Source organism: Amphritea sp., assembly GCF_016744155.1.
Classification (GTDB): Bacteria; Pseudomonadota; Gammaproteobacteria; order Pseudomonadales; family Balneatricaceae; genus Amphritea.
Genome location: NZ_JADGEW010000009.1, coordinates 77,945 through 99,993, shown reverse-complemented (window position 1 = coordinate 99,993; position 22,049 = coordinate 77,945). Strand labels below are relative to the sequence as shown.

Annotated in this window: 19 protein-coding genes; 11 read left to right on the top strand and 8 right to left on the bottom strand. The window is 47.1% G+C overall.

The window, feature by feature from the left end:
- Positions 1–40 precede the first annotated feature (40 nt).
- Positions 41–910, bottom strand: coding sequence for a LysR substrate-binding domain-containing protein (locus QZZ54_RS09510; protein ID WP_290702138.1), 870 nt, complete (start codon positions 908–910; stop codon positions 41–43).
- Positions 911–1,032: 122 nt separating this feature from the next.
- On the opposite strand from QZZ54_RS09510, the gene QZZ54_RS09505 reads away from it, so the two are divergent.
- Together QZZ54_RS09505 and fghA are read left to right on the top strand one after the other, a co-directional pair.
- Positions 1,033–2,157, top strand: a complete 1,125-nt coding sequence (locus tag QZZ54_RS09505) for an S-(hydroxymethyl)glutathione dehydrogenase/class III alcohol dehydrogenase (protein ID WP_366645369.1) — start codon at positions 1,033–1,035, stop codon at positions 2,155–2,157.
- 67 nt (positions 2,158–2,224) lie between these two features.
- Entirely contained in the window at positions 2,225–3,067 is an 843-nt protein-coding gene (fghA, locus tag QZZ54_RS09500; protein ID WP_290702131.1) for an S-formylglutathione hydrolase, read from the top strand.
- A 90-nt stretch (positions 3,068–3,157) separates the two neighbouring features.
- Here the strand turns inward: fghA and QZZ54_RS09495 are convergent, their stop codons facing one another.
- Both QZZ54_RS09495 and QZZ54_RS09490 read right to left on the bottom strand, forming a co-directional pair.
- On the bottom strand, positions 3,158–5,257 hold the full coding sequence (locus QZZ54_RS09495; protein ID WP_290702128.1) for a bifunctional diguanylate cyclase/phosphodiesterase: 2,100 nt from the start codon (positions 5,255–5,257) through the stop codon (positions 3,158–3,160).
- 316 nt (positions 5,258–5,573) lie between these two features.
- Entirely contained in the window at positions 5,574–6,023 is a 450-nt protein-coding gene (locus QZZ54_RS09490) for a hypothetical protein (RefSeq protein WP_290702125.1), read from the bottom strand.
- A gap of 137 nt (positions 6,024–6,160) precedes the next feature.
- Here QZZ54_RS09490 and QZZ54_RS09485 point away from each other — a divergent pair, with 137 nt between their 5' ends.
- Positions 6,161–7,174: a hypothetical protein gene (locus tag QZZ54_RS09485; RefSeq protein ID WP_290702123.1), complete on the top strand. Its 1,014-nt coding sequence runs from the start codon at positions 6,161–6,163 to the stop codon at positions 7,172–7,174.
- 85 nt (positions 7,175–7,259) lie between these two features.
- Here the strand turns inward: QZZ54_RS09485 and QZZ54_RS09480 are convergent, their stop codons facing one another.
- From QZZ54_RS09480 to QZZ54_RS09470, 3 genes are all read right to left on the bottom strand, one after another.
- Positions 7,260–7,577: a hypothetical protein gene (locus tag QZZ54_RS09480; protein ID WP_290702120.1), complete on the bottom strand. Its 318-nt coding sequence runs from the start codon at positions 7,575–7,577 to the stop codon at positions 7,260–7,262.
- A 454-nt stretch (positions 7,578–8,031) separates the two neighbouring features.
- The gene (locus QZZ54_RS09475) at positions 8,032–9,615 is read right to left on the bottom strand and encodes a fatty acyl-CoA synthetase (protein ID WP_290702118.1); all 1,584 of its coding nucleotides are present in this window, start codon (positions 9,613–9,615) and stop codon (positions 8,032–8,034) included.
- A 113-nt stretch (positions 9,616–9,728) separates the two neighbouring features.
- A complete protein-coding gene (locus QZZ54_RS09470) occupies positions 9,729–10,733 on the bottom strand; it encodes an AraC family transcriptional regulator (RefSeq protein ID WP_290702115.1) in 1,005 nt (334 codons plus the stop codon).
- 200 nt (positions 10,734–10,933) lie between these two features.
- On the opposite strand from QZZ54_RS09470, the gene QZZ54_RS09465 reads away from it, so the two are divergent.
- The 5 genes from QZZ54_RS09465 to QZZ54_RS09445 all read left to right on the top strand — a co-directional run bounded on the left by QZZ54_RS09465 (position 10,934) and on the right by QZZ54_RS09445 (position 16,768).
- Entirely contained in the window at positions 10,934–11,695 is a 762-nt protein-coding gene (locus tag QZZ54_RS09465; protein WP_290702112.1) for an SDR family NAD(P)-dependent oxidoreductase, read from the top strand.
- Positions 11,696–11,706: 11 nt separating this feature from the next.
- Positions 11,707–12,858, top strand: a complete 1,152-nt coding sequence (locus QZZ54_RS09460; RefSeq protein WP_290702110.1) for an acyl-CoA dehydrogenase family protein — start codon at positions 11,707–11,709, stop codon at positions 12,856–12,858.
- Between the two features lie 25 nt (positions 12,859–12,883).
- Positions 12,884–14,071, top strand: a complete 1,188-nt coding sequence (gene bktB, locus QZZ54_RS09455; protein ID WP_290702108.1) for a beta-ketothiolase BktB — start codon at positions 12,884–12,886, stop codon at positions 14,069–14,071.
- A 105-nt stretch (positions 14,072–14,176) separates the two neighbouring features.
- Positions 14,177–14,836 (top strand): glutathione S-transferase family protein, encoded by a 660-nt coding sequence (locus QZZ54_RS09450; protein WP_290702105.1) that lies wholly within the window; start codon positions 14,177–14,179, stop codon positions 14,834–14,836.
- A gap of 354 nt (positions 14,837–15,190) precedes the next feature.
- The gene (locus QZZ54_RS09445; RefSeq protein WP_290702102.1) at positions 15,191–16,768 is read left to right on the top strand and encodes a BCCT family transporter; all 1,578 of its coding nucleotides are present in this window, start codon (positions 15,191–15,193) and stop codon (positions 16,766–16,768) included.
- A 42-nt stretch (positions 16,769–16,810) separates the two neighbouring features.
- Here QZZ54_RS09445 and QZZ54_RS09440 read toward each other — a convergent pair whose 3' ends face one another.
- Both QZZ54_RS09440 and QZZ54_RS09435 read right to left on the bottom strand, forming a co-directional pair.
- Positions 16,811–17,521: a 3'-5' exonuclease gene (locus QZZ54_RS09440; RefSeq protein ID WP_290702099.1), complete on the bottom strand. Its 711-nt coding sequence runs from the start codon at positions 17,519–17,521 to the stop codon at positions 16,811–16,813.
- Positions 17,518–19,425 carry a DUF294 nucleotidyltransferase-like domain-containing protein gene (locus QZZ54_RS09435; RefSeq protein WP_290702096.1) on the bottom strand — a complete coding sequence of 636 codons (1,908 nt, stop codon included), beginning with the start codon at positions 19,423–19,425 and terminating at the stop codon, positions 17,518–17,520. The genes QZZ54_RS09440 and QZZ54_RS09435 overlap by 4 nt, the downstream gene beginning before the upstream one ends.
- A gap of 482 nt (positions 19,426–19,907) precedes the next feature.
- On the opposite strand from QZZ54_RS09435, the gene QZZ54_RS09430 reads away from it, so the two are divergent.
- From QZZ54_RS09430 to QZZ54_RS09420, 3 genes are read left to right on the top strand one after another with little or no spacing between them, the layout of a single operon-like run.
- Positions 19,908–20,255, top strand: a complete 348-nt coding sequence (locus QZZ54_RS09430) for a DUF2282 domain-containing protein (protein WP_290702093.1) — start codon at positions 19,908–19,910, stop codon at positions 20,253–20,255.
- Complete coding sequence (locus tag QZZ54_RS09425) at positions 20,245–21,171, top strand: DUF692 domain-containing protein (protein ID WP_290702090.1); 927 nt, start codon at positions 20,245–20,247, stop codon at positions 21,169–21,171. Before QZZ54_RS09430 ends, QZZ54_RS09425 begins: the two co-directional genes overlap by 11 nt.
- Entirely contained in the window at positions 21,171–22,040 is an 870-nt protein-coding gene (locus QZZ54_RS09420) for a DNA-binding domain-containing protein (protein WP_290702088.1), read from the top strand. Before QZZ54_RS09425 ends, QZZ54_RS09420 begins: the two co-directional genes overlap by 1 nt.
- Positions 22,041–22,049: the final 9 nt, after the last annotated feature.

The following is a 22,049-nucleotide window of genomic DNA, read 5'->3' as shown; positions in this document are numbered from 1 at the left end:
TGAAAGATTAAGGCTTAACCCCGGCTCTTCACCTAAGTTCTCAATCTAAGTGCTCTGCCAGGTGATCAACCAGCATCCTGACTTTAGAAGACAGGTGGCGGTTATGGGGATAAAGTGCCCAAACCCCCTCTCCGGCGTGTTGATAGTTTTGCAATAATGAAATCAGTTCCCCACTTTCAAGATATGACTCAACATAATATTGGGGTAGTTGCACTATCCCGATCCCTTTCAGCGCGGCATCCAGTAGCGCTTGTCCGCTATTACAATGAAGATTCCCACTGACTCTGATGTTACGTTCCTGCCCTTGTTCTAGAAAACGCCAGTATTCCAGCGTGCCAAGCAGGCAGTTATGGTGATTCAGTTCAGTCAATACATGGGGTTCACCATGGATAGCGAGGTAGGCCGGAGAGGCACAGACATAAAGTTGTCGAGAGATTAGTTGCCGGGCGATCATGCTTGAATCTTCCAGCTTTCCTAAGCGGATGGCTAGATCGTATCCGGATGCGACTAGGTCTACGGTCTGATTAGTTAGATGACACTGGACCTCCAGCTCAGGATAAAGGCAGATAAAGTCATTGATTAGCGGTGCTATTTTTTGTTCACCATAGGTGGCTGGTGCGGTTATCTTCAGTTTACCCCGGGGAGTGTTTTGCAGGTTGGTCACGGCGCGCTCAGCTTCTTCCAGACCATTCAACAGATGTCGGCAGTATTGATAATAGGTCTGTCCCGCTTCGGTAGCGGTCACTTTTCGAGTGGTGCGGTAAAACATTTTTGTGCCCAGACGATTCTCTAAGGCACTGATTTGTCGGCTCACCTGAGCCGTAGAGATCCCCAACCTTTTAGCTGCAGCAGTGAAACTTGCTGTTTCTGTCACAGCTATCAGCTCAGAAACTCCTTCCCAGCGTTTCATTGTTACATCCTCGTAAAAGTATATTAACAAAACAGTAGATTATCTTGTTTTCATAAACAACTACAATGAATGCTTAGTTTGTTACGCTGCTCATTAAAGTAACCCAGAAAGAGTTGAAGAAAATGACCATGATTAAATCTAAAGCTGCAATTGCCTGGGGACCGAATCAGCCCCTGTCTATAGAAGAAGTAGATGTTATGCCACCTCAGGCGGGAGAAGTGCTGGTGCGCATTGTTGCTACCGGTGTTTGTCATACCGATGCTTTCACCCTGTCAGGTGAAGATCCTGAAGGAATTTTTCCGGCGATTTTGGGTCATGAGGGCGGCGGTATTGTTGAACAGATCGGCGAAGGCGTGACCAGCGTTGAGGTGGGTGATCATGTTATTCCGCTATACACGCCAGAATGTGGTGAGTGTAAGTTCTGTAAGTCAGGTAAAACCAACCTTTGTCAGAAAATTCGTGAGACTCAGGGTAAAGGCTTAATGCCAGATGGCACTACCCGTTTCTATAAAGATGGTCAGCCTATCTATCATTACATGGGTTGCTCAACCTTCTCTGAATATACGGTGCTACCGGAGATATCTCTGGCCAAAGTAAACAAAGAAGCGCCTTTGGAAGAAGTTTGTCTACTGGGTTGTGGTGTGACTACCGGTATGGGTGCGGTGATGAATACCGCCAAAGTTGAAGAGGGCGCTACGGTGGCTATCTTCGGTATTGGTGGTATCGGCCTGTCTGCAATTATCGGTGCAACGATGGCTAAAGCCAGCCGTATTATCGCTATTGATATCAATGAGTCTAAATTTGATCTGGCCCGCAAACTGGGAGCTACCGATTGCATCAATCCTAAGAAATATGACAAGCCAATACAGGAAGTGATCGTTGAGTTGACCGATGGCGGCGTGGATTACTCTTTCGAGTGTATAGGTAACGTAGATGTGATGCGTTCAGCGCTTGAATGTTGTCATAAAGGCTGGGGAGAGTCCGTCGTTATCGGTGTTGCAGGTGCCGGTCAGGAGATCTCCACTCGCCCGTTCCAACTGGTTACCGGGCGAGTCTGGCGTGGTTCCGCCTTTGGTGGTGTTAAGGGTCGCTCTGAGCTACCTGAAATCGTTGAACGCTATCTCGAAGGTGAGTTTGCTTTGAGTGACTTCATAACTCATACCATGGGTCTTGAGGATATTAATACTGCCTTTGATCTGATGCATGAGGGCAAGAGTATACGTAGTGTCATTCATTACGATAAGTAACCGGCAGGATGAAAGCTGTCATCATTGATGATGACAGCTTTTAGAACCAGTTCTGAGGAAAGTATCTATGAGTCTTGAACTTGTAAGTCAGACGAAGAGTTTTGGCGGTTGGCATAAACAGTATAACCATGTGTCATCGAAACTCGGTGTCAGTATGCGTTTTGCGATTTTCTTGCCTCCCCAGTGTCAAACGGGTGAAAAAGTTCCAGTACTGTACTGGCTGTCAGGCCTGACCTGTACAGATGAAAACTTTATGCAGAAAGCGGGTGCGCAGCGAGTAGCAGCGCAGCTGGGAGTCGCTATTGTGGCGCCGGATACCAGTCCTCGCGGTGATAGTGTCGCTAACGATGAGGGCTATGATCTAGGTCAGGGTGCCGGTTTCTATGTTAACGCGACTGAAGCCCCCTGGAGTGATCATTACCGGATGTATGACTATGTGGTTGAGGAATTGCCGCAGCTGATTGAGGCAACCTTCCCGGTATCACAAAAGCGTGCGATTGCCGGGCACTCGATGGGAGGACATGGCGCGTTGATGATCAGTCTGCGTAATCCGAAGCGGTACTGTTCTGCTTCTGCATTCAGCCCGATTAGTAACCCCATTAACTGTCCCTGGGGGCGTAAAGCTTTCACTGCGTATCTTGGAGCGGATGAGAGTAATTGGCAGCAATATGATACAACTGAATTGTTGCGTAATACTCTGGAAAAAGTACCATTTCGAGTGGACCAAGGGCTTGCTGATAACTTCCTGACAGAACAGTTGCAGCCGGAAAAGTTGGCAGATGCTGCGGCAGGGTCAGATTTCCCTCTGCAACTTGAGCAACATGAAGGCTACGATCATAGCTACTACTTTATAGCCAGCTTCATTGAGGAGCAGCTTAGGTTTCACCATCGTTATCTGGTCGCTGAATAGCGTTTCATCGACTTGGTAATGATTCGATTTGCTTGTTGAGGTATGTTTTGGGGCTCTTTATGAGCCCCTTTTTTATCCAAGGGGTTTTACCTAAACAGAAGCCAATTGATTTGTTTGCGCCTGTTTATTCATAAGGCATTCAAACTTGTCCGCAGGCAACGCTTTAGCGTAAATCCACCCTTGTCCGAAGTCGCAGCCTGCCTTAGTCAGGAAAAGGCGTTGCTCATCGGTTTCAATACCTTCTGCAATGACTCGCATATTGAGCTTGTGAGCCATTATTATCATCGCTTCACAGAGTGCTGCGTCATTACTGTTCTCCGGTATATTGCGGATAAACCCCTGGTCAATTTTCAGATAGTTAGTTTTAAAGTCTTTCAAATATGCAAGAGAAGAGTAGCCGGTGCCGAAATCATCCAAGGCTATCTTCATTGAGCCTTTGCGTAGATAGTCCAGTACCGCCCTTGCTTTGTGGTTATTTTCGATAAGCAGGTTTTCAGTGATTTCAATAACCATTGAATCGGCGGGGATATCTAACTGATTGAGCTGTTGTAACCAGTCTTCAGGTTGGATGCCGTCACTTTGTAACTGAAGTGGGGATGCATTAAAGCTTAGTTCAAGTTCGGTATGGCCTTGCTGTCTCCATTTATTGAGCTGTCGGGCGGCGGTAGTAAATACCCATTCACCTATTCTTAGAATCATACCGGTACTTTCTGCCAGTGGAATAAACTCGGCTGGAGAGGTTATTCCATTAAGCGGATGATGCCACCTGAGCAGTGCTTCGGCTTTAACAATACGTCCAGATTGCAGATCAATAATCGGCTGATAGTAAAGCTCAAACTGTTGTCGTTCCACCGCGTATCGCAAATCACGGATCATATTCATCCGCATCACCGCTTGTTTCTGCATCGCAAGAGTAAAGTACTGATAACGATTTTGACCGGCTCTTTTGGCGTTATGCATTGCCTGGTCAGCGTTTCGAAGTAGTTGTTCCGCTTTGACTGTATCGTCAGGGAAAAGGCTAATGCCGATGCTAGCTGAAATAAAAACCTGTTCTTTAGTTAATTGAAATGGTTGTTGCAGTTTTGTCAAAATCTTATTGGCGGTCAGCTCTATTTCTTGTGGGCTGCCAATCTCACTTTGAATAATGGCGAATTCATCACTACTCAGGTGTGCTACAAAATCAGATTCCCGAATTAATTGGCGCAACCGGTTACCGGTTTCTCTCAGCATTATATCGCCCTGATCATGCCCCAGGGCATCATTGACCTCTTTGAAACGGTCAAGATCGATAATGAATAGCGCGCCACTTAATCCGGTGGCCTGTGTTTTTCTGATTTCATGTTTAAGGCTTTCAAGAAACAGGCGCCGATTAGGCAGTCCAGTAAGTGAATCATAGTTTGCCTGCTGGAGGATAAGCGCTTCCGCTTCTTTCTTTTTTGAGATATCCGTAAACAGAGCAATCCGACGGAGTACCGAGCCCTTATCGTCGTAGATAGTGTCAATAGTCTGCCATTCGGCAAAAACTTCACCGTTCTTTCTTTGGTTCCAGATTTCACCATTCCATTGACCGGTTTGTTCGATGGTGCTCTCCATCTCAGCATAAAATGAAGCACTATGCTGACCCGAGTTTAGACAGTTTGGACTTCTTCCAAAGAGCTCCGTCAATGTGTAGCCGGTGATGCTAGTGAATGCAGGGTTAATATCCAGTATCAGGTTGTTGGCGTCAGTAACCATCATTGCTTCGCTGCTGTTCTTGTACACATACGAGGCAAGTAGCAGTTGGTCGTGACTTCGTTTTTGCTCTGTCTGATCGATTATCTGGCTGATAAAGCGTTTTATACCGCCCTGTGCATCAGCTTCTGCAACGATGGTTAGATAGCCGGGAATAATACGTCCGTTTTTATGTAGATAGCGTTTTTCAATTCGGACTGGGGAAAAAGGATCTGTTTTAAGTTGTGACCGGATATCCTGATTAGTTTTCGCTTCGTCAGGGTGAGAGATAATAACGTCGGTGGAATAAATTTCTTCTTTGCTGTATCCAAGCATGTCCCTGAGAGCTGGATTAGCATATTCAAAGCTGCCATCAGGGCGTGAAAGTATCATGGGTACAGGAGTGGCGTCGAATATTTTTAACAGCTGCGCATCAATGTCCGTATATCTGGCAGGCCTGTGTTCATAACTGCTACACATATGCCGAACCTATTATTAATGTAAGAAAATATTTTAAACGCTAATGAAGGTCTTTGGTATCTAATTTATAGGCTTTTCAGGCTTGTTTTGAAACGCCTAGCTTTCTATTGTTTCAGGTCAATGTTTTGCGAATATGATGTCTTTTAGGGATGTCCTTCTCTTTTTTAGTAGTTTTTACCGTCGAATCAGTAGAATTACTGACACCCGTCTACATAGTATTTTACCGCTCTCTGCGCACTTACATGAAGAGTGCCTAACGCTATCTTTCTGAGGAGGCAGCCTTTTAATGCTCGGTTAGAGTAGTTTTTGGCAGGTGTTAATATGGGTGCTTAGAAGGTAAGGATTTAGCTGTGGGATGGGTTTTTTTTAGAAATTTCAGGATTTCATTGAGTCCATCAAAATTCTGTCGGGTATTGATCTGCAGCCATCGGTGTAATGCATCGGTTTCTTCAAGGAACTGAAATTCATACGCGCTGGGCTGATCATCAATCCAGCAATAATCACCGAATAAAGCTTCGGTCTTAAACGTTTTGAAGTAAGTCGGCTGGATCTTCTGGGCCAGAGTCAAAAATGCTTCATCAGCATAGGGTCTCAGGTAGTCTAGGGCTGTATCGGCGGACCCTTTGCAATGAGTTGTTAGCCAAAAACAGCTGTAGTTAGTCAGGCAAAAGCTAAGAAATTTATGGGCATCATTCGCCAGAGCTGGTTTACTGGTGATAGGAGACCTACCTAATAAGACACCGTCTATATCGATGAATAGATTCATGCTCTCCCTTAGGTGCTTTTTGTAGCGTCTTATTTGGGCTTTTGTGGTGGCAGGTGCCGCAATGATTAGCTGATCCTGAAACATATGAGTATATAGCTGTTTGCTAGTTATTAGTTGATTGCATAAGTGAGTTGCTAATGAAGATTGCGGTTAGTTTTTCTTTACTTCTATTTACTACCTTCTCTTACGCCGGATGTGGTGTATCGAATGGAAGTGCCAGTAACTTATCTACCGACCAAGAATGCAGTTCTGGTTCGCAGGTAAATCAGAACACAATGACTCATTGTACCGATGAGTCGGCGGTGCAATATGCCAAGCAATTCTATCGTGATCATTATGGCTTCTTCTCTGAACAGAACCCTAGAATGGCTGATCAGCTTTATACTGCTGACTTTAAAGAAGTTATAACCAATCACGCAGAGTGTGTTGGTGATAATGGGGTCTGCAACTTACATTTTGATCCTTGGCTGAATGCCCAGGATGGCTACGCAGACGGAGAAATAGATTACTCAGTGCAGAAACTCGATGCGAAGACTCTTTCCGTCGATCTTAACTATCAGTTTCGAGTTCATTCGACATTGCCAGCCCGGCCGCAAACGGTTTCTTTATTATTAAAAAGAGCTAAAACTGGAGAGTGTTGGAAGCTGGATGATATGCTTTTGCCTGACAGAACGTCAATGAAGGTGATGATGAGAAATGATTATGAGCATTTCTATTATTACAAGAAAACCCGCTTGAGCTGGAACCTACTTTCGTCAGATATTGACTCGAGCAATATTCAGGTTGTCCGAGCCAATCAGGTTGTCGCAACGTACGTACTTAATTGCGATCTTAGTGAGGCGCTAACCCCTGATCCCGAACAGTTAGATGGGGAAATGAATAAGATTGGTTTGGTCGTAACGCCTTCTAAACCTAAAGGCTTTGTCATTACATCCTGTCGAGTTGGGGCTCATTCTAAGCAGTTAGCCGTTTATGATCTGGAGAGTGATCGTCAAGACCCTGTTTGGGAAAAAACAGGAAGCTATTTCGGGGAATGGTCAGTAAACCAGAACTATGATCTGGTGCTATCTTATGATGAACCCTGTGATGAAAAAAAATGTGATGCACCTTTTGTTCAAAGGGATCTTATTTGGGGAGTATCCTCTGATTGATAGTCGGTCTGTTTAGGCTGGGCCAAACCTTGGCGTTATGAAGTGGGCTGGTGTGCGAGAATAGGATAATCAGGTCGACATGGGCTTACTCGTCTTCTCGAGTATAGGTTAGGCTTGCGACGATGGTGAATGGCTCTTTAAGTTGTTGGGTGTTGGAATACTTACTAATAGTTTCCAGCCCGGTTAGCTGCGCGGTTACTTCCCTACTCTGATGGGTAAATACCTCAAGCCAAAAGTCATCCAGGTTAAGTGTCTGGCTGCCATCAAATCCAGGTAATTTAATAGTGCGGTAATCTTGCCATTGCTGCCCGTTACCTGAGAAATCCGTTTCGGGTTCTCCTGCCGTTCGGTTACCTGTAAATATCCTGGCTTGAAAGTGATCTAAGGTTTTATTGTGTTTCATAGGCCGCCAGCTTTATCGATATAAACAGTCTTTATCAAATATGATACAGGTTGTTATTCAATATCTCTTTAGCTTCAACTGTAGCTCTTCTTTTTAGGTGTTTACGCTTGAGTGAGAGGCTGTTCAAGCGGTTGCTAATTCAAGGCTTGCCGTCTTATTGACTACGGGTAGGAGCTTCTGGAAAGTGAATTTACTATGTTCTGATTTTTTAAATACAAAAAAGCCCCACTGTTTAGTGAGGCTTTCTCTTTATACTATTTTGGTACTACTGGTCACAGAGATCCATGTAACTCCACCCCCATAGATTCGATTAAGAAACGGCCTTTATCGCACTATCTGAAATACTATCTGTCTGAGTGGTGAAAGTGATAGCTGCACTAACAGTCAGTACAGCGTCACTTGTTCTTTGTAGGTGTTGCTCCTGTGGCTTATTTTTATTGTTGAGTAAAGTGATTCAAACTGACAGGGCCGCATCCAGCTGTGCTTCGTTGTACTGTTCACGTAGCTGTCGCTTAAGCAATTTTCCCGCTGTGTTCTTGGGCAGGGCATCGGTAATAATAAAGGCTTTAGGTACCTTGAACGGTGCCAGGTGTTGCTGGCAGTGGTGGGTTAGTTCATCGCAGTTGGCATCCTCTCCATCCTTGAATACCACTATGGCGGTGATCGCTTCGATCCATTTATCGTGAGGTGTGCCAATCACCGCAACCTCAGCGATAGCTGGATGCAGGTATAGCGCTTCTTCTACATCCCGACTGGCAACCAGAACGCCGCCGGTATTGACGACATCTTTGATCCGGTCAACGATGTAGATGTAGCCCTCTTCATCGGCATAGGCGAGGTCGCCAGAGTGGAACCAACCACCGGCAAAGGCTTCTGCGGTCTGATCCGGCTTATCCCAGTATCCCACCATCACATGGGGGGAGCGGTGGATAATCTCTCCCTGTTCGCCGGGAAGGCAATCTTCCATCGTCAGTGGGTCGACGATCCGGGTTTCCACCGACATTACGGGCTTTCCTATGGAAGCGAGTCGGCCAGCCTGCTCTTCTGGTGCCAGTACGGTGGCTAGTGGTGCCATCTCGCTCTGGCCATAGCAGTTAAACAGACGACAGCCGGGCAGGCGTTGTTGGAGTTCTGCCACGATTGGCTCAGGCATTATAGAAGCACCGTAGTAAACATTTACCAAGGAGCTGAGATCGTGCTCATCAAACCCACTGTCACGTAACAGTCCGATCCAGACCGTCGGTGGTGCGAATACTGAATTAAGCTTTTCACTGCTGATAGCCTCAAATACCTGATTCGGTAGTGGCGCTTGCAAGATATAGCTCATGGCGCCGATCATCAGTGCCGGCATCGTAAATACATGCATCTGAGCTGAGTGATACATCGGTAAGGCAGCCAGAGAGCGGTCCTGTGACGTAAGATCCAGGTGCTGAATACAGCTGCTGTATTCAGCCATAAAACCACGGTGGGTATGTATCGCTCCTTTAGGATGCGAGGTGGTACCAGAAGTATAAAGAATCTGGGCAATATCGGTATCTTGTACGCTAACCTTCGGGGGTTGATGGTCAGCATTCGACTGACTTATTTGTAGAATGTCTGCCAATGACTCCGATGGTGCCTGCGCGTGCAACGAACCGGTAGTGGTTATAGCGGTATCGTGCAGCACTGCATCCACATTATCGGCTAGGTCTTCATCCATAAAGATCGCGACAGCGCCGGACTGATTTAACAGATAGAGCAGCTCATCTTTAACCAGGGCGAAATTGATCGGTACATGGATCATGCCAGAGCGGGCGCAAGCCAGAAATAGAATCAGGTAAGCGTCAGAGTTCTTGCCGAATGCGGCAACCCGGTCGCCTGGCTGTAAACCACTTTGCAGCAGAAAGTTGGCTACCCGGTTAACGGAGCGGTCCAGTTGTTGATAAGTCCAGCGGCGCTGGTGGAAGATGATCGCTTCTTTGTCGGAAAAGCGTTTAGCGGCTCGGCGTAGGCCATCACCGATGGTGTTCAATGTGGCAGTTTGGACTTCGGGTAGCATTGATGAAAGCCTTCTTATTTTTGTTTAGCAACAAGAGTGTCTGCTAGGCGCTGTGGAGGCAATGATCAAACTGTCCAAAGCATTTGATAAAAGCGGTCAGTAACGGATCAATTTTATTTATTAGTGGCCTGATACGCGCTGGGTGCTACACCGGTCCAGCCTTTGAAAGCCCGACAGAACGCCGCCTGTTCGGTGAAGCCGATCAATTCACTGGTTTCGGCGACCGTGAGGGACTCCTCAGTAAGTAAACGGATGGCAGTATCGCAACGAACCCGATCCTTTATCTGTTGATAACTACTTCCTTCATCCTTTAATTTTCGGCGCAGAGTGCGGGAGGTCAAATGCAGGCAGCAGGCAATTTCTTCCAGTGTCGGTGCCTGTTCTAGTCCTTTATTTAGAATCAGGCGTTGTACCTGAATGCTGAGACTATTGTTATCCCCAACCCGACGTAGTACTTCAAGGGGAGACTGGCGCAGAAAAGAATCCAGTTCCATCGGGTCCCGTACCCGGGGTGAGGCCAGCAATTTACTACTGAACATGAAGCCGGCTGTGGGTTGGTCAAACAGTAATTGTTCGCCGAACATAGGGGTGTATTCTTCGTGATGTGCGGGTGCCGGGTAATTAAAACGGGTGGCTTGAATTGCTAGTTGACTGTTGATCAGCCAGCTACTGAATCGCTGCCACATGAGTAACAAAAATTCCTGCAACAGGTGGTCCGGGTCTAGCTCTGGCCGGACTAGGGTGATATCGATGTCGACACTATCACCATTGATTCTGATGGCAAAATTGGCCTCGCTTTGTACTGCATTATAGAAACGCACACTTTGCTGCAACATCGCCCCAAGCGTTTTCAGCTGGAACAGAGATTCCATCATCAGCGCGAAGACACCATTTTTACAGGGGCGTTCAGTCAGCCCCATAAACTCATCCCCGGTGACCCGCCAGATCGCTCTTATAAGGTTGGCTAATTGAACTTCAGTGATGCGGGCTCGGGGCTTATGCATCAGCTCTACAGGCACTGCTGCGCATTCAAGTAGAGGTTGCGGATCAAATCCCTGCTTGAGTGCTCCATGCAGGCTGGCCTGGATGTAGTGATTGGATACCAGTTTCTTTTTCATAGTAAATAATGGTTTTCCCTAATAGAAAGAGCATACCTTGTTGTTGTCTAAGGTACAAAAAAGTGACCGGGGTGTGCTTATGCGAGCTGGCTGGTCGTTTTCATCAAACAGATTGTCTGTATTGGTCATAGCTCTGTTGACGGGGTTCACCGGATACTCCCTGCACAATAAAGATAAGAAACACAGGAGCTCGAGGGTCTATGAATATCACGAATAAAGTGGCTGTGGTCAGTGGCGGAGCATCCGGTTTAGGGCTGGCAACTAGCCTGCGCCTTTTGGCAGAGGGCGCGCAGGTCCTGGTGCTGGATTTGAATGATGATGCGGGCCAGGCTTTGAAAGCGCAGTATCCGCAACAGGTTCGCTTTTACCGGGTGGATGTATCCAATGCCGATGCGGTTGAAGGGGCGATAAGCGATGGCGTCGCGCATTGGGGCAGGCTGGACATCTGTGTTAACTGCGCCGGTATTGTTGCGGCGGGTAAAGTACTTGGTCGGGAAGGTGCTCTGCCGCTGGATCAGTTTAGCAATGCGATCAATATCAATCTTAATGGCACTTTCAATGTATTGCGCATCGCCGCGGAGAAAATGGCTGCTAAAGGTATAGATGAAGAGCAGGGGGTCATTATCAATACCGCGTCAGTAGCAGCGTTTGATGGTCAGACCGGCCAGGCGGCATACAGCGCGAGTAAAGCCGCTATTGTCGGTATGACTCTGCCCCTCGCACGTGATCTGGCCTCCCATAATATTCGTGTCATGACGATTGCACCGGGGTTATTTGATACTCCGATGATGAAATCACTGCCAGAAAAAGTTCGTGAACCGCTGATCGAAATGGTGCAGTGCCCGAAACGCTTCGGCCTACCGGAAGAGTTCGCCGACCTGTGTTGCCACATTATAGGCAACCCGTACCTTAACGGTGAAGTGATCCGGCTAGATGCTGGTATCCGAATGGAATCTAAGTAAGGAGACGGCTAATGAACTCTTCACATACAGATACAGCTGAGCTGACACTTTTCCGGGACATGACCAGGCGAGCCCTGGACCAGGAAGTTACCCCATATTACGACGCCTGGGAAAGTGCTGGGATTATGCCCCGGGAGATCTGGTCTACTCTCGGACGGGCAGGCATGCTTTGTGTCGATCTGCCGGAACAGTATGGTGCTGCCGGCGCGCCATTTGAAGTGGCTCAGCTAGTGCTGGGTGAAATGGCTCAGATGGGTTATGGGGGGCTGGCCAGCGGTTTTAATATCCACTCAAATATTGTTGCCCCCTACATCTTGCACCAAGGTACTGAAGCCCAAAAACAGCAATGGTTGCCGAGGATGGTCAGGGGTGATGTGGTGGGGGCTATCGCCATGACCGAGCCTGGTTCAGGAAGTGATCTGGCAGCCCTGCGAACAAGTGCGGTACGGGATGGCGATGAATGGCTGCTCAACGGTTCTAAAATATTTATTACCAACGGCTTGTTGGCGGATCTGGTGATTGTCTGTGCTTCTACTGATCCGTCCGCTGGGGCCAAGGGGATCTCCCTGTTTTTGGTGGACACTTCTCTGCCCGGTTTCTCCCGCGGCAAAGGGATCAGCAAGATTGGTCAGCACAGCAGCGACACCGCCGAGCTGTTCTTCGATAATCTGCGGCTACCAGCTGAAGCGCTTCTGGGAGAGGAAAATCGGGGGTTTTTCTATTTGATGGAAGAGCTTCCGAGAGAGCGGTTGGGCTGTGCCACACAGGCTATTGCTGCGACCGACGGAGCGTTGGCGCTGACCCTGGACTACGTTCAGGAGCGTAAGGCATTCGGCCAGACAGTGGGTAGTTTTCAGAACACCCGCTTTAAACTGGCAGAAGTGAAAACCCAGTTAGAACTGTGCCGTGCCTACTATTGGCAATGTATGCACAAATATAATAGCGGCGAGATGACCATTGAGGATGCGGCGCTGCTCAAACTTAGCTCCACCGAGATGCAATGTCAGGCGGCAGATCAGTGTCTGCAGTTGTTCGGTGGCTATGGTTATACCACGGAATATCCTATCTCCCGGTTTTATGTCGATGCCCGGGTTCAGACTATCTATGCCGGTACCTCAGAGATTATGAAAGAGGTAATTGCCCGCCCGATGCTGGGCCGTTAACCGAAACAATTAAGGAATACAAAGTATGAATTTAAGTGATGTAGTGATTGTTGATGGGGTACGGACCGCCATCGGTGCATTTGGGGGCAGTCTGTCGGGTCTGTCACCGGCGGAGTTGGGTACAGTGGCGGCTACAGAAGCGATCCGTCGTTCAGCTATCCCTGCTGAGGAGTTCGATCATGCGATATTTGGTCATATCATCACCACTGCACCACAGGATGCCTACCTGTCCCGCCATATAGCGCTCAACGCAGGATTGCCGGAGTCGTCTGCTGCCGTTAATGTAAATCGTTTGTGCGGCTCTTCGGTACAATCAGTCATATCAGCGGCACAGCTGCTGGTGATGGGTGATAGTAAGATTGCTTTGGCTGGTGGAGCGGAGAGTATGAGCCGTGGCGCATACCTGATGCCGGATGCACGCAATGGCGCCCGGATGGGAGACAGCAAGATTGTCGATATGACCCTGGGTATTCTCAGTGACCCGTTCGGCAGTGGTCATATGGGCATTACTGCAGAGAATATTGCCGCGCAGCAGGGCTATTCTCGAGAAGATCTGGATCGGTTTGCCGAGGAGAGTCATCGTCGCGCATGTACTGCGATAGAAAAGGGCTATTTTCGGGATCAGATCGTCCCCGTCACTGTAAAACGGGGCCGTAAAGAGTTTGTGTTTGATACCGATGAGCATCCCCGGGCCGAAACCACCATAGCGAGCTTGGCAAAACTGAGGCCCGCCTTCAAGAAGGATGGCATCGTTACACCTGGCAACGCATCCGGCCTTAACGATGGCGCGGCAGCGGTGGTCATGACCACTATGCAGGAAGCGCAACGGAGGGGGCTATCACCCCGTTGTCGAATTCTCAGTTATGCTTTTGCTGGTGTAGCACCGGAGTTAATGGGATTGGGGCCGGTACCTGCTGTTAAGCAAGCACTGAAAAATGCTGGGCTGACAATGCAGGATATCGATGTGATTGAATCCAATGAGGCGTTTGCCGCTCAGGCGATGGCGGTAACCGATCTATTGGAGATGCCTGTGGATAAAGTGAATCCCAATGGAGGTGCGGTAGCATTAGGTCACCCAGTCGGCGCAACGGGCTCTATTATTATTGTGAAAACGATGTCTGAACTGGATCGCACCGAGGGGCGCTATGGACTGGTTACGATGTGCATTGGTGGTGGACAGGGTATCGCGCTGATTATCGAACGGTTTATGTAATATTATGGAGGGGGCCTGATAAGTTCCGGACTGTTTTCTATGTAGTCTTAAATACTGACTATGGGTATCCCCTCATTAAGTTATCTTGAATAAATGGAGAATAGCGTGGCGCTAACACTTTTCCACTGCCATGAGGCGCGTTCGATGCGAACCCTCTGGCTGATTAATGAACTCGGGCTAGATGTTGAGGTTGTGCTATTCGCGTTTGGACGTGAGCTTCGTAGTGATGATTACTTAGCTCATCACCCCCTGGGTCGGGTTCCTTGCTTGATAGACAATGAACTGACGTTATTCGAGAGCGGTGCCATTGCTGAGTATTTATGTGAAACCTATGATAAAGGGGAGCTCTGGCGTGAGCCGGGCAATCTTGAACGCCCCCAATGGTTACAATGGGTGCATTATGCTGAAACCCTTACTGTCCATTCAGCTAGTCTGACGCAACAGGCAATTGCTATTAGTGATCCAGAGCTGCGTTCCGCTACCGTTCGAAAGCTTGAAACTAAGCGTTTGGAAAAAGCGATAGAGGTGTTGGAAAGCCATCTTGTAAATCGTGAATACCTGCTTGATAGCGGTTTTTCTGCTGCGGATGTCGGTGTGGGGTATAGCCTGCATGTGGGGCGTTTGTTTACAGATCTGTCTGTATTCCCAAAGGTTTATGCCTATTACAATCGACTGGCAAGCCGTGAAGCATTTAAGCAGTCTCTTCCAGAAGCAGATGCTCCAAACAAAATTTATACGCAAGATAACTACTGGTTAACAACTTAGAGATCGGGTCTGCGTTTGGCCTCTTGCTAGTCCGTAAAAGCTCAGTGTTTTTAGGGCCTGTTAATGAGAAGCCCCTATGTCCGCTTGTGGATGACAATCCCCGTGCAATGTTCTTGTGCTGCTGGTGCACTTTTCCTGCAGTTTAGAACTGCGTACTCTTCGCATGTATATATATCCGCATTACATAAAATCAGATAGAGAACGACGCTGCATAGTGTCAGGGTATTTGAGTAATCTCCCTCTATTTAGCCTGGATAAATGTTAACGTATAGGGGCATTAGTACCTTAGTAACAACTTGGAAGTGAGATGTATCTAAGTGTTTTCATAGCCATTACGCTGGAAAAGAGAGCTATATGAGTGAACCAACAGACAAATATAGTATAGAGAGTACGGATTACACGATAGGTCGGGATAATGTCCAAAAGTGGGGGTTTGATATCCATAACCCTGTTTTCGGCATCAGTGCTGGTCTGGTGTTAATCTTCCTATTAGCAACACTATTATCAGACGCAACAGCCGCAAAAGAATTTCTTGACGGTATAAAGTGGAATATTATCGGTACCTTCGATGTACTGTTTATGTGGTCCGCAAATTTCTTTGTTATCTTTTGCTTATTTTTGATTGTTTCACCCTGGGGGAAAATCCGTCTAGGGGGTAATGAGGCCAAAGCAGAGCATTCAACAATCACCTGGCTAGCGATGCTATTCGCTGCGGGGATGGGAATTGGCCTGATGTTCTGGGGCGTTGCAGAACCGGTTGCTTACTTCACCGGGTGGTATGAAACGCCCTTAGGCGTTGAGGCGCGAACGCCAGAAGCTGCCCGCTTAGCGCTGGGTGCGACTATGTACCACTGGGGTTTACACCCTTGGGCAATCTATGCCGTTGTTGCATTATCCCTCGCGTTCTTCACCTACAATAAGGGGCTGCCACTCTCCATTCGCTCCATATTTTACCCGCTATTAGGTGATAGAGCCTGGGGATGGCCTGGACATATCATCGATATACTTGCCGTCTTAGCCACGTTATTTGGTCTGGCAACATCTCTGGGCCTTGGCGCTCAACAAGCGGCAGCCGGCATCAATCATGTGTTTGGTATTGACGCAGGCGTCGGTTTGCAAATACTGGTCATTATTGGCGTTACTCTGTTGGCGATCATTTCGGTGATACGCGGTATTGAAGGTGGCGTAAAACTGCTCAGTAATATCAATATGATAATTGCTTTTGTATTGCTGGTTTTCGTAGCGCTTTCTGCTACTGCTATCTCGCTCGGTACTATTCCCAAGACAATCGGCGCCTACCTGGAAAACATCATTCCTTTAAGTAACCCCCATGGGCGTGATGATGAGGCTTGGTTTCAAGGCTGGACGGTCTTCTACTGGGCGTGGTGGATCTCCTGGTCCCCTTTTGTCGGTATGTTCATTGCCCGTGTATCTAAAGGTCGTACCATCCGCGAATTTATCACCGCAGTATTGCTTGTACCTACCAGCGTAACAGTGATCTGGATGTCTGTGTACGGTGGCATTGCGATTGATCAGGTGGTTAATCAGGTTGGTGCGTTAGGCGCAGATGGCCTGACAAAAGTACCGTTGGCCATGTTCCAGATGTTTGATGAGCTGGCGATGGGTTCTGTCCTATCCGTGATAGCGATTGTGCTGGTAATGGTATTCTTCATTACCTCGTCTGACTCTGGCTCATTGGTTATCGACAGTATTACCTCGGGTGGTAAAATTGATGCGCCTGTCCCCCAGCGAATTTTCTGGGCCAGTACTGAAGGCGCGATTGCAGCCGCATTGCTCTGGATAGGCGGCACTGAGTCAATTCAGGCGTTGCAAGCCGGTGCTATTTCTACCGGTCTGCCTTTCACCATCGTATTGTTGTTGATGTGTCTGAGTCTGGTCCTAGGCTTGAGAACAGAAAAAAGCTATAAATAACTGATGTTTAGATTCGCAAAAAGCTCGGATATCCGAGCTTTTTTATGCCCACAAATCTTTAACAGGCATGTCTGGATTCAAGTGGTGTGCGATCTGCGCCTGTAGCAGCTCCGCAGTGGCGATAGCATCCGTGAGAGCGTTATGTGCATCGTAATGAGGGAGGTTATAGCGTCTGCGACAATAATCCAGCCGAATCGGTTTCAGCGGCTTTCTTAGAATTTTATCAAAAAATCCCTGCCGACCTTTTAGGATATCTGACTCTATCTCCATCGTATCAATCAGGGGAAATAGCAGTGGTTCTTGTAACAACCCAAGTACGGCTTTATTAAAGAACTCTCGTTCTATATAGCGATAATGTACCACGACCAACTTACCCTCAATGGCATCTAGTACCTGATCAAGAATGTTTGCCAGCGGAGGAGCTGCGTCGACATTAGAGTGAGTAATGCCATGGATCACGATGGAATCCTCCGTCATATCCTGTTCCGGTTTTACAATCCAATGCCTGGATTCACCACAATAAATTCGCTTGAGATCAAAAGGCACAAGACCAATGCTAACAATCTCTGAATCAGCTGAAGACAAACCGGTGGTTTCAAAATCCATGGCAACCATAGGGGCCTGTCCAATCGATGTAGCTGGGTTTATCACTCCGTGACGATAGAAATCAGATACTCTCTCGTTCTTACTGGAGGTTGAGTGTTGTCTATAGTATTCAACCCAATCCAGAAGGGAAGGCGACCCCAGATTCATTTTTTTATGCCTGCCATGGTGGTATTGGCCGTGTGCCGGTATTTAAGGAAATTTTGCGCGGCACTGAGCACCTGAAAGGCCTCTTTCAAGTTTCGTCTTTCAAAGCGAGACAAATTATCCGGCTCTATATTGTTATCAGGTTCAAGCTTCTGATTTACATCAGTGGCCTGATGCTTAACTCTGACAATAGACAGATACTCCAGCGCATCACTCAGATCCTGAGCACTGCCATCCGGCAGCAGCTTAGCTTCAATGATATCGTCGAGACGCTCAAACGAATTACGTGCTCGGGAGCCTACCGCCAAAGCATGCACGCGGATCACATCGGTCAGCGGTGCGGTACCTCGGCGCTTAAGGTTGATGGTATTGTTATGACGACCGTCTTTTTCCATCACAAATTCTTTAAAGAAACCCAATGGTGGCTTACGGGATAGGGCATTTCTGGCCAGTGCTGCCAGAAACTTGGAATTGCCTTTTGCTTGAATGGCAATATGACGACGCAGCTCAGCGGCCCATTGCGACTCGCCCCAGACGCCATCCAGATCGAAGAAGATTGAGCAGTGTAAGAGGGCTTCAGGGTCAGGCCGAGTAATCCATTGGCTAAACAGGTCCTTCCATTGGCTCAGTGTCAGCTGCCATTTGGGATTTGTCGCCATAATGTCACCGGTGCAATAGACATAACCGCAGGCGTTTAAACCATCACAAACAAATTTAGTCAGTGCAGAAAAGTATTCACCGTGAAGCTCGGCTACGTAGTTATCATCAAGAATCATGGCATTATCCTGGTCCGTCACCAGTAATTGTTCATCCCTTGCCATAGACCCCAGCGCTAGAAAACAATAGGGGATTGGCGGTTTACCCAAGGTATCTTCTGCGAGTTCTAACAAGCGTTGTTTGAAACTGCGGCCAATGACCGACATCGCCGAGCCAATCATATGGGAATTGGCATCTTCATTGACCATGCGCACGAATGCTTCAGGTATCCATTGAGCATAACTGGCTAGCTCTGCAACACTTTGCTGAGCAAAGATCCCTCTGACTAAAAACAAGCTACTCTGAGACTCATAGCGAACGATATCTGCCAGGGTGATAATGCCTATCGGTTTCTTCTTTTTCAGAATCGGCAAGTGATGCACGTTAAAGCGCAGCATGGCTAGCATCACTTCATAGACATAGGCATTTTCATCCAGCGTCACCATGTCGGGAGACATCACTTCACTGATAGGGGTTTGTAAGTCCAGCTCTTGCCCTATTACACGGGTAATAAAATCGCGATCCGTAATAATGCCAATGGCTTGGCCATCATCATCTTCAGGGTCACTTTCAATCGGTTTGTCAGGGTCGGTAATGAGTAAAGATGAAACCTGCTCCTGGGTCATAATTAAAGCCGCTTTACTGATCGGGGTGTTTTTAGTGACCGTCACGACACCACGCTTAAGCAGGCATTTGGCTTTATCAGTGGTCAGGTCGTTTTTATTGGTCTGGTCAACCACGGACTGGTGCAGCAACGCGGCGTTATCCACTTCAAAATAGTTGGAAAAGCCCTCATGCTGATCGCAATAATCGTTAAACAGGTCTGCGGGGATACAATACAGGAGAGAATCTTCAAGCGCCTTGGCTGGAAAGCGCACCCGGCCACGCATCATCAGTCCCATCTGACCAAAAATACCCCCCATATCTAGGCGGTTATAGAGATCACCATTACGTCGGAAGGTTTCTACCGCACCGCTGCGCACCACAAACAAGTCGTTAACCGGCTCAGCGTAATTGAGGATATCGCTACCCGCTACATAGTAGGCAATCTCGATCTGCTTCGCTAAGTGGATTAACGCTTCATCTGGCAGATCATCAAAGGGCGGAAAACGCTTTAAAAATCGCTGGATATCTATCTGCTCTGGCTGCACATAACCCCCTTTAAAAAGGTCATAAAGTATAGATTCCAATGTAACACGGGAGATTGAAATCTCTGCAGGAAATGATGGTCACCCAGGGATCCTGTGATTAAGTCACCACTTTTAAGGGTGAACAGAGGCTTTCTAGAAAGCGACACGCAAAATACTGACTCACTGGTAGTCTGTTTTTTTTATCGCTTTTTAGTTTTGTTTCAGCTTTATTTCAGTTTGAGTCTTTACAGTAGCTAACATCAAGTAGCGATGACAGGTTGTAATCGTAAGTTGTTAGACTAAATATAGGTTTGAAGTAGGTGCTTATACTAAATAAGCTTTGGTAATCTAGAGTCTGGATAAGCTAAACTACTAATAACATTAGATTTAGTGGTGCATGAATACTTAAAACGTACCCTGCTTGAATTAGCTTTTTAACTGAATAATTTAATTGTAAAAGTAACTAAAACAAAAAATTATCGATCTGATTTGGAGCAATGAAAATGAATAAAGCAAGCTTAGCTACAGCACTACTTCTTGGCGCGTCTACAGCACTTCTAAGTACGGGTGCCGTTGCCGGTCCTAACAGTCAACTGAAGGTTTCTGAAACAGCATCTGCTGAAGTTCAGGCTAAAGTTCAAGGTTGGTTAGCGGGAGATAAAATTCGTGGTCGTAAAGATAAGTGCTTTGGTATTGCACTAGCGGGTGAAAACGATTGTGCAGCAGGTGCAGGTACAAGCTGTGAAGGTACCTCTACGACAGATTTCCAGTCGAATGCTTGGACGTATGCGCCTAAAGGTACTTGCGAGTCTATCGTGACACCAAACGGAACAGGTTCACTTGAAAGTTAATGAATACCCCTCGCCTCAGCAATCTTTGATTGCGGGGGCGCATTTAGGTGCAGGCCTTGGTTTAAAGGCCGAACACCTGGATGATATTTTGGCGATGCCAGTGGAAGAAACTGGCGCGGGTAATCGTTTGTGGTTTGAAGTGCATACGGAGAACTACTTTGTAGCAGGCGGGCCACGGCTAAATTATCTCCGATCAATCCGTGAGAATTATGATCTTAGCTTTCATGGGGTAGGGGGGTCACTCGGTTATGATCATCAATCGATGCCTGAGCATATTAAACAGGTAAAAGCGTTAATTAATGAATTTCAGCCAACGCTTATATCTGAGCATGCTGTTTGGTCTCGTTCCGGCGGCGCATATTTTGCAGATCTTATGCCATTACCAAGAACACAGGACGCACTACAGTCACTAGTGGAAGGGATTGATCGTTATCAGACAGGCATAGGGCGGCGTATTTTAATTGAAAATCCGAGTAACTATCTGGATTTCACCAGCGAGATGGATGAGCCTCAGTTTTTAGTTGAAGCGGCACGTCGCAGTGGTTGTGGTTTATTAATCGATATTAATAATTTGTATATCAGTAGTAAGAACACCGGTATTGATGCAGAAAAGTATTTAGCGCAGATTCCTGCAGACCTTGTTGGAGAGATTCATATCGCAGGCCATGACCCTGACCCAGAATTAGGCCAGACGTTGTTAATTGACAGCCATGCAGCAGACATTGATGTGCCGGTATGGGCTTTGTTAAAGCATGCGTTGTCTCTGTTTGGACATCGGCCTGTTTTAGTGGAGCGGGATGCTAATATACCGCCGTTTTCTGAATTGATGAATGAACGTGCAATGGCACAAGGCTATTTAGACCGGTGCAGAAGTCATACCGACTTGATGAATGCCTTCCAAATGGAGGCTCGCTGATGGCGTTGAGTCCTTATATTGATGCATTTTCCGTTTATCTGCGTACCGGTGATGCCAGTGGTATGAATGCTTTTTGTATTAATGACGAGCATATAAAGCGAATGTCTGTCTATCGTAATGGCTTTTATAAAGGCTGTATTGATGCACTATCCGCTAACTTTCCTATGTGCGAAAAGTTTTCGGGGAGTGAAAGTTTTAAGAATATAGCTCGTATTTATGTGGACCATTACCCACCTGAAAAAGGAACTTTGGTCGGCTATGGGCAGAACTTTCCTGACTTTCTGAGTGATTTTATAGCGACGTTAGAAGCACCGCCTGAGACATTAAAGTTATCGCCACGTTTGGTCGATTTGGCGCGTTTAGATTACGCATGGCTAATGAGCTTGATGAGCGCTGACTCGACGCAGACGCTGACAGCAGAAAAAATCTCATGGCTGGTGGAAGGAGGCCGTGATTTTACTCAAGCCGTTGTGAAATTAAACCCCAGTGTTGCGCTTCTTCAAGTAAATATAGGTACTTTTAATCAATGGATTGCATTAAAAACTAACTTAAGTGAAGCTGAGTCTATAGATAATAGTGACGTTGAGGGATTACACAAAAATAACAGTGGGTTAGAACGGGCAGATGGCGCGTTATCTGTTGATACCGTGATGTTTTGGCGTGTGCAGGGTGCTGTTCAAGCGCGCTTGCTTTCTACCCCTGAAGTATCCCTTATGCAAGTTTTACAAGGAGAGGGTGCTGCGCTTGAGAGAGCCTTTGATGCCGCTTTAGCGTTGGAGCATGATTTTGATGTCAGTGATGTTTTCTCAGCCTGCCTACAAAATGAAATATTAGAAATTGATATGGCTAAATACAATCATGATAACTAGGGACTTAAT